This is a genomic window from Streptomyces sp. NPDC127108 (genome assembly GCF_042677545.1).
Classification (GTDB): Bacteria; Actinomycetota; Actinomycetes; order Streptomycetales; family Streptomycetaceae; genus Streptomyces.
The window spans coordinates 13,444-25,645 of sequence record NZ_JBHXTE010000011.1 but is presented as its reverse complement, the minus strand read 5'-3'; the positions used below and the strand labels follow the sequence as shown (position 1 = coordinate 25,645).

Annotated in this window: 13 protein-coding genes; 9 read left to right on the top strand and 4 right to left on the bottom strand. The window is 71.5% G+C overall.

The window, feature by feature from the left end:
- Positions 1-160 precede the first annotated feature (160 nt).
- The 5 genes from ACFVHO_RS11400 to ACFVHO_RS11380 all read left to right on the top strand — a co-directional run bounded on the left by ACFVHO_RS11400 (position 161) and on the right by ACFVHO_RS11380 (position 5,357).
- Positions 161-916 (top strand): lysophospholipid acyltransferase family protein, encoded by a 756-nt coding sequence (locus ACFVHO_RS11400; RefSeq protein WP_385712708.1) that lies wholly within the window; start codon positions 161-163, stop codon positions 914-916.
- Positions 917-970: 54 nt separating this feature from the next.
- Positions 971-2,233: a MacS family sensor histidine kinase gene (gene macS / locus ACFVHO_RS11395; protein WP_385712472.1), complete on the top strand. Its 1,263-nt coding sequence runs from the start codon at positions 971-973 to the stop codon at positions 2,231-2,233.
- Between the two features lie 122 nt (positions 2,234-2,355).
- Positions 2,356-3,015, top strand: a complete 660-nt coding sequence (locus ACFVHO_RS11390) for a response regulator (protein ID WP_385712706.1) — start codon at positions 2,356-2,358, stop codon at positions 3,013-3,015.
- Positions 3,016-3,185: 170 nt separating this feature from the next.
- Positions 3,186-4,214 carry a 6-phosphofructokinase gene (locus ACFVHO_RS11385; RefSeq protein WP_385712470.1) on the top strand — a complete coding sequence of 343 codons (1,029 nt, stop codon included), beginning with the start codon at positions 3,186-3,188 and terminating at the stop codon, positions 4,212-4,214.
- Positions 4,215-4,352: 138 nt separating this feature from the next.
- Complete coding sequence (locus ACFVHO_RS11380; RefSeq protein WP_385712468.1) at positions 4,353-5,357, top strand: 2-hydroxyacid dehydrogenase; 1,005 nt, start codon at positions 4,353-4,355, stop codon at positions 5,355-5,357.
- Here the strand turns inward: ACFVHO_RS11380 and ACFVHO_RS11375 are convergent.
- The 3 genes from ACFVHO_RS11375 to ACFVHO_RS11365 form a co-directional block, all read right to left on the bottom strand.
- Entirely contained in the window at positions 5,303-7,225 is a 1,923-nt protein-coding gene (locus ACFVHO_RS11375) for an anthranilate synthase family protein (protein WP_385712466.1), read from the bottom strand. The two genes, ACFVHO_RS11380 and ACFVHO_RS11375, sit on opposite strands and share 55 nt — an antisense overlap.
- A 110-nt stretch (positions 7,226-7,335) precedes the next feature.
- On the bottom strand, positions 7,336-7,392 hold the full coding sequence (locus ACFVHO_RS11370) for a trp operon leader peptide (RefSeq protein ID WP_107062014.1): 57 nt from the start codon (positions 7,390-7,392) through the stop codon (positions 7,336-7,338).
- Positions 7,393-7,435: 43 nt separating this feature from the next.
- Positions 7,436-8,047: a TetR/AcrR family transcriptional regulator gene (locus ACFVHO_RS11365; protein ID WP_385712464.1), complete on the bottom strand. Its 612-nt coding sequence runs from the start codon at positions 8,045-8,047 to the stop codon at positions 7,436-7,438.
- Between the two features lie 51 nt (positions 8,048-8,098).
- Between ACFVHO_RS11365 and ACFVHO_RS11360 the strand changes: the two genes are divergently transcribed.
- The 3 genes from ACFVHO_RS11360 (at position 8,099) to ACFVHO_RS11350 (ending at position 10,892) form a co-directional block, all read left to right on the top strand.
- Positions 8,099-8,992, top strand: a complete 894-nt coding sequence (locus ACFVHO_RS11360; RefSeq protein ID WP_385712462.1) for a DUF2867 domain-containing protein — start codon at positions 8,099-8,101, stop codon at positions 8,990-8,992.
- A gap of 61 nt (positions 8,993-9,053) precedes the next feature.
- Positions 9,054-10,406, top strand: coding sequence for a class II 3-deoxy-7-phosphoheptulonate synthase (locus ACFVHO_RS11355; protein ID WP_385712460.1), 1,353 nt, complete (start codon positions 9,054-9,056; stop codon positions 10,404-10,406).
- Between the two features lie 171 nt (positions 10,407-10,577).
- Entirely contained in the window at positions 10,578-10,892 is a 315-nt protein-coding gene (locus ACFVHO_RS11350) for a bacterioferritin-associated ferredoxin (protein ID WP_385712458.1), read from the top strand.
- Here the strand turns inward: ACFVHO_RS11350 and bfr are convergent.
- Positions 10,889-11,368, bottom strand: coding sequence for a bacterioferritin (gene bfr, locus ACFVHO_RS11345; RefSeq protein ID WP_385712456.1), 480 nt, complete (start codon positions 11,366-11,368; stop codon positions 10,889-10,891). The two genes, ACFVHO_RS11350 and bfr, sit on opposite strands and share 4 nt — an antisense overlap.
- A gap of 153 nt (positions 11,369-11,521) precedes the next feature.
- On the opposite strand from bfr, the gene ACFVHO_RS11340 reads away from it, so the two are divergent.
- Entirely contained in the window at positions 11,522-12,154 is a 633-nt protein-coding gene (locus ACFVHO_RS11340; protein ID WP_385712454.1) for a sulfite oxidase-like oxidoreductase, read from the top strand.
- Positions 12,155-12,202: the final 48 nt, after the last annotated feature.

The following is a 12,202-nucleotide window of genomic DNA, read 5'->3' as shown; positions in this document are numbered from 1 at the left end:
CGACCGGACTGACACCGACCAGGTCCTTCGCGCATACCGGACGCGCCCGGCACCGGCACCGGCCGGGGCGATCGGCCCCGCTCCGGAAGGAGCGCGGGCCCCACTCGGGTTATGGTCTGATCCACAGACACAGGAGGCACTCGGTTTGATCTACGGCGCAATGAAGCTGTCCATCGGAGGGCCCCTGAAGCTCGCCTTCAGGCCCTGGGTGGAAGGCCTCGAGAACATTCCCGCCGAGGGCCCCGCCATTCTGGCAAGCAACCACCTGTCCTTCTCGGACTCCTTCTTCCTGCCCGCGGTCCTCGACCGCAAGGTCACCTTCATCGCCAAGGCCGAGTACTTCACGACGCCCGGCATCAAGGGCCGGATGACGGCCGCGTTCTTCAAGGGCGTCGGCCAGCTGCCGGTGGACCGCTCGGGCGCGCGCGGCGCGGGCGAGGCGGCCATCAAGAGCGGCATCGAGGTCCTGGAGAGCGGCGAGCTGTTCGGCATCTACCCGGAGGGCACCCGGTCGCCCGACGGCCGCCTCTACCGCGGCAAGCCCGGCGGCCTCGCCCGGGTGGCCCTGGCCACCGGCGCGCCCGTGATCCCCGTCGCGATGATCGACACCGAGAAGATCCAGCCGCCCGGCAAGGTGATGCCGAAGCTGATGCGCCCCGGCATCCGCATCGGCAAGCCCCTGGACTTCAGCCGCTACCAGGGCATGGAGCACGACCGCTTCGTCCTGCGGGCCGTGACCGACGAGGTCATGTACGAGATCATGAAGCTCTCCGGCCAGGAGTACGTCGACATCTACGCGACCGCCGCGAAGCGTCAGCTCAGCGAGGCGGCCAAGGCGGCGAAGGACGCGGCGAAGGACGCGGCGAAGGACGCGGCCAAGAAGGACGCGGCCGCCAAGGAACGGTCCGGCGCGTAGCCGCGTCCGTGTCCGTGTAGAGGGACGCACGACAGCGTCCCGTGGGGTGGGGTTGTGACCAGGCGCGAAAAGGTCATGCGAATGTCGGTCGAGCAGCCGCTGTGGCGTGCCCTGGCCGCGTACCGCGTGCTGACGATGCTGTACGCCATCGGCCTCTTCGTCGCCGCGTACTCCGCGTTCGCCCGCCCCTGGCTCGCCATCGGCTACTACGCCCTCCTGGCGGCCTGGACCCTCGCCACCATCCCCAAGGTCTCCGGCGCCGCGAGCTGCACCAAGCGCTTCCTCGCCGTCGACCTCGGGGTCGCGCTCACCGGCATCCTGCTCACGCCGGTCGCGGTCGAGCACTGGCGGATCGTCGAGGGCGGGCCGACGCTGCCGTCCATATGGACGGCCGGTTCCGTGCTGGCCTTCGCGATCAAGGGCGGCTGGCGCTGGGCGGCCTTCGCCTCGCTGCTCGTGGGCGTCGCCAACGTCGTGCAGCGCGGCGCGTTCAGCCGCGACACCGTCCACAACGTCCTGCTCGTGTGCATCGCCTCCATCGCCATCGGCTACGTCGTGGAGGTCGCCCGCGCCTCGGAGCGCACCCTCGCCCGCGCCCTGGAGATCGAGGCCGCGACCCGCGAGCGCGAGCGCCTCGCCCGCGACATCCACGACAGCGTGCTCCAGGTCCTCGCCATGGTGCAGCGGCGCGGCACCGCCATCGGCGGCGAGGCGGCCGAGCTCGGCCGGATGGCGGGCGAGCAGGAGGTCGCCCTGCGCACCCTGGTGGCCGGGGGCCTGGTCCCCACCTCGTACGTCTCCGAGGACCTCTCCCAGGGCGCCGTCGTCCGGCTCGTCGAGGAGCCCGACGACCCCGAAGCGCCCGGCGGCGACGACGGGACCGGCGGCGCGACCAGCTGCGACCTGCGCCTGCTGCTCGCGCCCTTCGCCGGGTCGAAGGTGACCCTGTCGGAGCCGGGCGCCGCGGTGCCGCTCGCGCCGCGCGCCGCCAGGGAGCTGACCGCCGCGGTCGGCGCCGCCCTGGACAATGTCCGCAAGCACGCCGGGGCGGACGCCCGCGCCTGGATCCTGGTCGAGGACGAGCTCGACGCCGTCGTCGTGACGGTGCGCGACGACGGCCCCGGCATCCCGGAGGGGCGGCTCGCCCAGGCCGAGGGGGAGGGGCGGCTCGGTGTCGCGCTGTCCATCAGGGGGCGGCTGCGGGACATCGGGGGCACGGCCGAGCTGATCTCGGTGCCGGGCCAGGGCACGGAAGTGGAACTGAGAGTCCCGCGCGCCGCGAGGGACGCACGGGGGAAGGCGGAATCGGAACGATGAGCGGTCGGCACGAGCAGCACGAGGAGTCCGCGGCGGGGGCGGCGGCCCAGGACAAAGGGGCGAAGGGGGCGAGAGGGACGAGCGGGGAGAGCGGCCCGGACGGCGCCGCGCCGGTCAAGGTCATGGTGGTCGACGACCACCCGATGTGGCGTGACGCCGTCGCCCGGGACCTGGCCGAGTCCGGCTTCGACGTGGTGGCGACCGCGGGCGACGGCGAACAGGCCGTGCGCCGCGCCCAGGCCGCCGCGCCCGACGTCCTCGTCCTCGACCTGAACCTGCCGCTGAAGCCGGGCGTGCAGGTCTGCAAGGAACTCGTCGGCGCCAACCCCGCCCTGCGGGTCCTGGTCCTGTCGGCCAGCGGCGAGCACGCCGACGTCCTGGAGGCGGTCAAGTCCGGCGCCACCGGCTACCTCCTGAAGTCCGCGTCCACCGCCGAGCTGATCGACGCCGTGGGCCGCACCGCCGTCGGCGACGCCGTGTTCACGCCCGGCCTCGCGGGCCTGGTCCTCGGCGAGTTCCGGCGCCTCGCCTCCGAGCCCGCGCCCGCCACCCCCGACGAGCCGGGGGCCCCGCGCCTGACCGACCGCGAGACCGAGGTCCTGCGCCTGGTCGCCAAGGGCCTCAGCTACAAGCAGATCGCCGAACGCCTGGTCATCTCGCACCGCACCGTGCAGAACCACGTCCAGAACACCCTCGGCAAGCTCCAGCTGCACAACAGGGTGGAGCTGGTGCGGTACGCGATCGAGCGCGGCCTCGACACCGACGACTCCGCCGGGTCCTGACGCCGGGGCCCGACGCCGGGGCATGACCTCCTTCGGGTGAACCGGAGCCCCCCTCTCCACCGCAACTCCCGGACTACGCCCCGGAATTCACGGTTCGTCCCATGCCGGAGTGACGCGGATCACCATTAGCGTGGCCCGCGTCAGCGCAATCGCGGCGAAGGGACATTTCCATGCGGGTCGGAGTTCTGACCGGAGGCGGCGACTGCCCCGGACTCAATGCCGTCATCCGGGGCGTCGTCCGCAAGGGCGTGCAGGAGTACGCGTACGACTTCGTGGGCTTCCGCGACGGCTGGCGCGGACCGCTCGAAGGCGACACCGTTCAGCTCGACATCCCGGCCGTGCGCGGCATCCTGCCGCGCGGCGGCACCATCCTCGGCTCCTCGCGGACCAACCCCCTCAAGGTCGAGAACGGCATCCGTCGGATCAAGGAGAACCTCGCCAAGCACGAGGTCGAGGCCCTGATCGCCATCGGCGGCGAGGACACCCTCGGTGTCGCCGCCCGCCTCACCGACGAGTACGGCATCAACGTCGTCGGCGTACCGAAGACCATCGACAACGACCTGTCCGCCACGGACTACACCTTCGGGTTCGACACGGCCGTCGGCATCGCCACCGAGGCCATCGACCGCCTGCACACCACCGCCGAGTCGCACATGCGCGTCCTCGTCGTCGAGGTCATGGGCCGCCACGCCGGCTGGATCGCCCTGCACTCCGGGCTCGCCGGCGGCGCCAACGTCATCCTCATCCCCGAGCAGCGCTTCGACCTCGACCAGGTGTGCGCCTGGGTGACCTCGCGCTTCAAGGCCTCGTACGCGCCGATCGTCGTCGTCGCCGAGGGCGCCATGCCGAAGGACGGCGACATGGTCCTCAAGGACGGCACCCTGGACTCCTTCGGGCACGTGCGGCTCTCCGGCGTCGGCGAGTGGCTGTCCAAGGAGATCGAGAAGCGCACCGGCAAGGAGGCCCGCACCACGGTCCTCGGGCACGTCCAGCGGGGCGGCACGCCGAGCGCCTTCGACCGGTGGCTCGCCACCCGCTTCGGTCTGCACGCGATCGACGCCGTACGCGACGGCGACTTCGGCAAGATGGTCGCCCTGCGGGGCACGGACATCGTCCGCGTCCCCATCGCCGACGCCACCGCCAGGCTCAAGACCGTCGACCCCGCGCTCTACAAGGAAGTGGGCGTCTTCTTCGGCTGACGGCCGACCCGCGCGACCGGCCCCCTTGCCGACGCCTGCCGCCCCCCTCGCCGATCCGTGCCGTCGGGCGGCGGGTGCGGCGGCGGGACCGTATATTCGGCGGCGCGGGGGCAACGCACGCGAGACCGGGAGCCAACCGTGGAGATCCTTGCCTTCGGCGTCCAGGCGGACGAGCGCCCCCTCATCGAGAAGGCCTTCGCACCGCACCACGACATCCGGTGCCTGGACGTCTTCCTGAACGAGGACACCGCCCCCATCGCCGCCGGGTACGAGATCATCTCGACGAGCGTCAACGCCACCCTGAACAACCGCGTCCTGCAGACCCTCGCCGCCGGTGGCACGCAGATGATCGCCCAGCGCTCCACCGGCTTCAACAACATCGACCTCCAGGTCGCCGAGCGCCTGGGCCTGACGGTCGCCCGCGTCTCGTACTACTCGCCGTACTCCGTCGCCGAATTCGCCTGGACCCTGGCGACCGCCGTCAACCGCCGCATCGTCCGCGCCAGCAACCGCACCCGCGACTTCGACTTCCGCCTCGACGGTCTGATGGGCCGGGACCTGCGCGGCCGCACCGTCGGCGTGCTCGGCACCGGCAAGATCGGCGAGGCCTTCACCCGGATCGCGCACGGCTTCGGGATGAACCTCCTCGGCTGGGACGTCGCCGAGAACCCCGCGTGCGTCGCGCTCGGCATGAAGTACGTGGACAAGGAGCAGCTGTTCGCCGCGTCCGACCTGATCAGCCTGCACGTACCGCTGCTCCCCGCGACCCACCACCTCATCGACGCGAGCGCCCTGCGCGCGATGAAGGACGACGTGATCCTGGTGAACTCCAGCCGCGGCGGCCTGATCGACACCGACGCGCTGGTGAACGAGTTGCGCGCGGGCCGCTTCACCGGCGTCGGCCTCGACGTGTACGAGGCCGAGGCCGGGCTCTTCTTCCTCGACAAGTCCCTGGAGGCCGTCGAGGACGACACCCTGGCCCGCCTCGTCACCTTCCCGAACGTCGTGATGACCTCCCACCAGGCGTACTACACGGTCGACGCGGTGGGCCAGATCATCGACACCACCGTCCAGAACGTCCTCGACTATCAGGCGGGCCGCCGCTCCGAGAACGTCCTCGTGCCCGCCGTGCCCCGCAGCTGACCGAGGAGTTCCCGCACGATCCGCTCCCCGCGCAGCGTCAGCACCGACTCCGGGTGGAACTGCACCCCCGCGACCGCTGGTCCCGGCGCGCCTCCGGCACGACGTGACCCGCGCAGCGCGTGCACCTCCCCGCTCGCCCGGTCCCGGCTCACCTCGATCCCGTGCGCCGCCAGTTCCAGCGCCGCCTCCTCGTCGCAGCGCGCCACGAAGCTGTTGTAGAAGCCGACGGTCTCCGCCCGCCCGAACAGGTCGATCGTCGTCTGCGCGCCCTGGTACGGCACCTCCTTGCGCACGATCTCCAGGCCCAGCTCGGCGGCGATCAGCTCATGGCCGAGGCACACCCCGAGCAGCGGGTGCCGGTGGCCGCGGATCAGCTCCGCCGTGAGCGCCCGCAGGAACCGCATCTTCGGGTCCCCGGAGTCGGCGGGGTCGCCAGGACCGGGGCCGAGGACGACGGGTCCCGCGTGCGTGAGGGCCGCGTCCGCGAGGCCGGGCTCGTCGTAGCGGCGCACCGACACCCTCAGGCCCGACGAGCGCAGCACGTGCGCGAGCATCGCCGTGAACGTGTCCTCGCCGTCGACCACGAGCGCGTGCCCGGTCAGCTCCGCCGACCGCTCCCGCATCCGCAGCCAGAACGGGGCGAGCCCGGCCCGCCGCCCGTCCAGGGCCGCCCGCACCCGGGAGTCCTCGGCGAGCGCGGGCCGCGCGCTCTCGTGCCGGGGCCGCCCCGGACGCACGCCGAGCGCGGCGAGCACCCCGGCCGCCTTCGCGTGCGTCTCCGCCACCTCCCCGGCGGGATCCGAGCCGCGCACCAGCGTCGCGCCGACCGGCACCCGCAGGCGCCCGCGCGCGTCGATGTCGGCGGTGCGGATCAGGATCGGCGAGTCCAGGGTCTGCGCGCCGCCCGCATCGCGGCCGATCAGCGCGAGCGCCCCCGCGTAGTAGCCGCGCCCGCCCGCCTCGTGCCGCCGGATCACCCGGCAGGCGTTCTGCACGGGCGAGCCGGTGACGGTCGCCGCGAACATCGTCTCCCGCAGCACCTCCCGCACGTCCAGCGACGAACGGCCCCGCAGCTCGTACTCGGTGTGCGCGAGGTGGGCCATCTCCTTCAGCCGCGGGCCGACGACCACCCCGCCGCGGTCGCCGACGGTGCACATCATCTTCAGCTCCTCGTCGACGACCATCGACAGCTCCTCGGCCTCCTTGCCGTCGGCGAGGAAACGCAGCAGGTCGTCGGCCGTGGGGCCCTCGGGCGGATAGCGGTACGTCCCGCTGATCGGGTTCATGACGACCGTCCCGCCGGACATCCGCACATGCACCTCCGGGCTCGCCCCGACCAGCGTCCGCCCGTCCCGGCCCCCGGTGTGCACGACGAACGTCCAGTACGCCCCGCGCTCACCCACGAGCAGCCTGCGGAACAGCGCCAGCGCGTCCGACCTGCCGAACCCGGGGATCTCGCCCTCGTACGTCCGCCGGATCACGAAGTTCGCGCCCTCGCCGCCGCCGATCTCCTCCCGCAGCACCCGGCCGACGGTCCGCGCGTACGCCTCGTCGCTCACGTCGAAGGCGCCCTCCGTCACGCGCACCGCGTGGTCGGGCAGTGCCGCCAGGGCCTCGGCGAGCGGCACCTCGTACGTCTCCTCGGGCGTGAGGACGCTGAGCGGTGTGCCGTCGTCGGTCACCTCGAAGCCGCGCTCCCTGATCTGCCGGAAGGGGATGAGGGCGAGGCCTTCGGGCAGGTCGGCGAGGCGTTCGCAGGTCGTGACGGGGCCGAGCAGGACCTCCACCGTGTCGTGGTCGCGGCCGGGGGTGCGGCGGCGCAGCAGGGCGAACGGGCGGTCGTCGGTGAGCAGGTTCCGCAGATCCATGGGCTGTTCCTTCTCCGTGAGCGGTGAGAGGAACGGCCGGTCCGGAACGCTGCCGGAAAACACCGAAGGCCGCCCCTCGGGCGGCCTTCGCGATGTCTGGGTACGCGCAGTCAGTGGGCCGCCGGAGAAGCGGGCCACCACCAGTTCTGGGTCGAGTGCGCGAACATGCCCGCACCCTAGCGCATCGAGGACCGGGGACGGCGGCGCGTCTCAGGAGCGGGCCATCAGCACGTCGAGCGCCTCGTCCAGATAGGCGCCGAACTCGTCCTCGCCGGGCAGCACCGAAGGCGCCGCGTGGCCGAGCTGGGCGTGGCCCAGGTAGACCGAGTACGCGAGCAGCCCGCGGCGGCGGGCCTCGTCCGCGGGGAAGCCGAGGGCGGCGAAGAGACCGGCGACGTAGGCGACCCGGCGCTCGGTGACCCGGCGCAGGGCCGCCGCGACCTTGGGGTGCGAGGCGGTGGCGAGCAGCGAGACCTCCAGGGGGTCCGCGGACGCCGAGCTGATGGCCTCGGCGAACAGGAGCCGGACCCGGGTGCGGATGTCCGGCTCCGCCTCGACCTCGCTGATGATCCCCTCGGTGTTGATCTCGGCCCAGCGGTCGAGGGCGGCCTCGATCAGGGCGTCACGGTTCGCGAAGTGCCAGTAGAAGCTGCCCTTGGTGGTGCCGAGCCGGACCGCGAGGGGCTCGACGGCGACCGCGGCGAGCCCGCCTTCACCGATGGCCGTGAGCGCGGCGTCGGCCCAGTCCTGGGCGGAGAGCCGGGGCTTCGCCGGGGCCTTCCGCTCGTCCGGAGTCGCCGTCTTCCGCTGCCGTTGCGCCATGACCGTACGGTACCGTACGGTTGACCATACGCCAGCGTATGGAGGTGCGTCATGGGTGTCGTGCGCAATGAACACGAGCGGATGATCGAGGCCCCGGCGGCGACCGTGGGGGCGCTGATCGACCGGCTCTCCGCCGCGGACGACCCGCTCTTCCCGACCCCGGCCTGGGACGCGATGATCTTCGACGGGCCGCTCGCGGTGGGCGCGAACGGCGGCCACGGACCGGTGCGGTACGGGGTCGCGGAGTACGAACCGGGGCGCCGCGTCCGCTTCGACCTCACCGAGCCCGACAACGGCTTCCACGAGATCTCCGTGGAGCCCCTTGGGGAGCGGCGCTGCCGCGTCCGGCACGTCCTGGAGACGGAGCCCCGGGGCCTGGACCGCCTCCTGTGGCCGACGGTCGTCCGGCCCCTGCACGACACGATCATCGAGGAGGTCCTCGACAACGCCGAGCGGGCGGCCGTGGGCCACTGCGCGCACCCCACGCGCTGGTCACGGTGGGTGCGGCTGCTGAACGCCCTCGACTGGGACCGGCCCGAGACGGTCGCCGTCCCCGAGGGCGCCCGACTGCTGCGCGGCGCCCTCGACCGGCCCGCCTACCAGGACGCGTACCGCATGCGGATGCTCCCGGGGCTGCCCCGCGACCCGCGCGCCTGGTCGCCCATGCTGCGCGAGGACTTCCCCGAGCTCGCGTGCGCCGACGGGGAACTGCTGCTCCGGGTCGACATCGCGGGCCTGACCGCACGCGCCTCGATCCTGGTCGACGACGAGCACATCACCCTCAGCACCTACGCCCGCCCCGACACCCGGCGCGGCCGCCTCTACTGGGGCTTCGTCCGGCTCGGGCACCCCTTCATGGCCAAGCTGATGCTGCGCCGCACCCATCGCGCGTTCGCCCTGGCGGCGCCGAGCGCGGGGGAGCGGGAGACGGTGCGGGCGGTGTAGTGCCCGTCTCACTTTGTGAGCGTGGGGATGGACGAGGGTGCGGACCCCGTAGGGTTGACGCGTGACCGTGAACGCTAAGACCAGCGCGAGCGCTGGCAACACCTGGCGAGACCTGCCCGCGGCGCAGCAGCCCGAGTACCCCGATGCCGAGGCTCTGCGCGATGTGATCGCGGACCTCGAGTCGTATCCGCCGCTCGTCTTCGCGGGTGAGTGCGACCAGCTGCGCGCCCGGCTCGCGTCCGTCGCCAAGGGAGAGGCGTTCCTGCTCCAGGGCGGCGACTGCGCCGAGGCCTTCGACGCGGTGTCGGCTGATCACATCCGGAACAAACTCAAAACCCTCCTCCAGATGGGCGCCGTCCTCACGTACGCCGCCTCCGTGCCGGTCGTGAAGATCGGCCGGATCGCCGGGCAGTACTCGAAGCCGCGCTCCAAGCCGACCGAGACCCGCGACGGCGTCACCCTGCCGACCTACCGCGGCGACTCCGTCAACGGCTTCGACTTCACCGAGAAGGCCCGCGTCCCGGACCCCGAGCGCCTGAAGCGGATGTACAACGCCTCCGCGTCCACGCTCAACCTGGTGCGCGCCTTCACCACCGGCGGCTACGCCGACCTGCGCCAGGTGCACGCCTGGAACCAGGACTTCGTGAAGTCGTCCCCGTCCGGACAGCGCTACGAGCAGCTCGCGCGCGAGATCGACAACGCGCTCAACTTCATGCGGGCCTGCGGCACGGACCCCGAGGAGTTCAAGACCGTCGAGTTCTACGCCTCGCACGAGGCGCTGCTCCTCGACTACGAGTCGGCGCTGACCCGCGTGGACTCGCGCACGGGCAACCTGTACGACGTCTCAGGCCACATGGTCTGGATCGGCGAGCGCACCCGTCAACTGGACGGCGCGCACATCGAGTTCGCCTCGCAGATCCGCAACCCGATCGGCATCAAGCTCGGCCCGACGACGACGGCCGAGGAGGCGCTGCGGTACATCGACCGCCTCGACCCGGACCGTGAGCCCGGCCGGCTGACGTTCATCGCCCGCATGGGCGCGGACAAGGTCCGCGACAAGCTCCCCGAGCTGGTCGAGAAGGTCACCGCCTCCGGCGCCACCGTGGCCTGGATCACCGACCCGATGCACGGCAACACCTACGAGGCGGCCTCCGGCCACAAGACCCGCCGCTTCGACGACGTGCTCGACGAGGTCAAGGGCTTCTTCGAGGTCCACAAGGCGCTCGGCACGCACCCGGGCGGCATCCACGTGGAGCTCACCGGCGACGACGTCACGGAGTGCGTGGGCGGCGGCGACGAGATCTTCGTCGACGACCTCCACCAGCGCTACGAGACGGCGTGCGACCCCCGGCTCAACCGCAGCCAGTCCCTGGACCTGGCGTTCCTGGTGGCGGAGATGTACCGGGACCAGTAGTCGTCGACGAACGACCAGTAATCCCTGGTGACCCGGGTGTTCCCGGTGTCATGGGTGTGGGGCGCGGATCCATGTGATCCGCGCCCCACGTGCGTATCCCGGGCTTTTGCGCAGCCGAAGGCGCGGGTAAGGTTAGGTTAGCCTCACCGATCAATCGGGATGGCACGGCCTATGGATCCCGCACGGGAGGTGAACCGCGTGTACGTCTGCAACTGCTTCGGGGTGACCGAAGAGCAGGTGAAGAAGCACGCGGAGGGCGGCGCCTGCACCCCCCGGCAGATCGCGTCGGCCTGCAAGGCGGGCACGGACTGTGGTTCGTGCGTACGCCGCATCCAGGCTCTGCTCGGCCGGGGCGCGTGCCCGCGGCGGGAGCTGGTGGACCAGGGCGAGCCCGCGGTGGCGCTGGTCCCCGAGGCGGAGCTGCCGAAGATTCCCGGGATCCCGGGGGTGCCGGTGCCCGGTCGGGAGCTCCCGGAGGCGGCCTAGCCCTCCGGCTGCTCGATGAGCTGCGCGATGTACAGCGGCTCGCCGAGCTTCTCGACCAGTTCGAGCTGGGTGTCGAGATAGTCGATGTGGTGTTCCTCGTCCTCGAGGATCGACTCGAAGATGTTCGCGGACGTGATGTCGCCCTTGGCGCGCATCACCTCGATGCCGCGCTTGAGGCGGTCGATCGCCTCCACCTCGACCTGGCGGTCGGCCTTGAACATCTCGGTGACGGTCTGGCCCACACGCACATGGAACAGCCGCTGGTAGTTGGGCAGACCGTCGAGGAAGAGGATCCGGTCGGTCAGCACCTCCGCGTGCTTCATCTCGTCGATCGACTCGGACCGGGTGTACTTGGCGAGCTTGGTCCAGCCGAAGTTGTCCTGCATCTTCGCGTGCAGGAAGTACTGATTGATCGCGGTCAGCTCGGCGGTCAGCTGCTCGTTGAGAAATTCGATGACCTCGGGGTCGCCCTGCATCGCAGAGGCTCCTTCCAAGCGGGTGACTGGGCAGGTTCGCGCATCCTTGCACCGGTATCCGGGGGCGTCCAGTAAGTGCATGCTTAGTAGGAGTTGCCCGAATCCACGTATACCTGGTCACGTCCACCGCTCGCCGTCTGTCAGGATGGAGCCATGGGTCAGCCGGTGGGTCGCACATCTCGAGACGTGGCGGAACCGGAGCTTCCGCCGGGGCAGCGACTGCAGCGCGGCTGGCCGGTCACGCACTACGGCCCCGTGCCCAAGTTCCGCCCCGAGCGCTGGGAGTTCAGGGTCTTCGGTGCCACCGCCGACGGTGACAAGCACTGCTGGACCCACGAGGAGTTCTCGGCCCTGCCGTACGCCACGGTGGTCGGGGATCTGCACTGCGTCACGAAGTTCAGCATGCTCGGCGCCGAATGGGGTGGGGTGCTCGCCCGGGACCTGCTCGCGCTCGCGCCGCCCGCGCCCAACGCCACCCACGTCATGGTCTGGGCCGAGTACGGCTTCAGCTCCAATCTGCGCATGGCCGACTTCGCCTCCGAACGCACGATTTTCGCCACCCACAAGGGCGGTGAACTCCTCACCGCGGAGCACGGTTTCCCGCTGCGGCTCGTGGTGCCCCAGCTGTACGCCTGGAAGGGCCCGAAGTGGGTCCGCGGCGTCGAGTACATGACGGCCGACCGCCGCGGCTTCTGGGAGGAGCGGGGCTACCACAACATCGGCGACCCCTGGCGGGAGCAGCGGTACTCCTACCAGGAGGAACCGGGCGACGGCCCGGAGCTGTAGCGGCTCCGGGCCGGTGTCCGGCGGGGGGCAGTGGTGGTGCTGGCGGGA

Excerpts from the sequence above, each read along its gene's own strand:
- ACFVHO_RS11400 (WP_385712708.1), top strand. The coding sequence starts at position 161 with ATGAAGCTGTCCATCGGAGGGCCCCTGAAGCTCGCCTTCAGGCCCTGG.
- ACFVHO_RS11390 (WP_385712706.1), top strand. The coding sequence starts at position 2,356 with ATGGTGGTCGACGACCACCCGATGTGGCGTGACGCCGTCGCCCGGGAC.
- ACFVHO_RS11385 (WP_385712470.1), top strand. The coding sequence starts at position 3,186 with ATGCGGGTCGGAGTTCTGACCGGAGGCGGCGACTGCCCCGGACTCAAT.
- ACFVHO_RS11375 (WP_385712466.1), bottom strand. The coding sequence starts at position 7,225 with ATGGATCTGCGGAACCTGCTCACCGACGACCGCCCGTTCGCCCTGCTG.
- ACFVHO_RS11365 (WP_385712464.1), bottom strand. The coding sequence starts at position 8,047 with ATGGCGCAACGGCAGCGGAAGACGGCGACTCCGGACGAGCGGAAGGCC.
- ACFVHO_RS11360 (WP_385712462.1), top strand. The coding sequence starts at position 8,099 with ATGGGTGTCGTGCGCAATGAACACGAGCGGATGATCGAGGCCCCGGCG.
- ACFVHO_RS11350 (WP_385712458.1), top strand. The coding sequence starts at position 10,578 with ATGGATCCCGCACGGGAGGTGAACCGCGTGTACGTCTGCAACTGCTTC.
- bfr (WP_385712456.1), bottom strand. The coding sequence starts at position 11,368 with ATGCAGGGCGACCCCGAGGTCATCGAATTTCTCAACGAGCAGCTGACC.
- ACFVHO_RS11340 (WP_385712454.1), top strand. The coding sequence starts at position 11,522 with ATGGGTCAGCCGGTGGGTCGCACATCTCGAGACGTGGCGGAACCGGAG.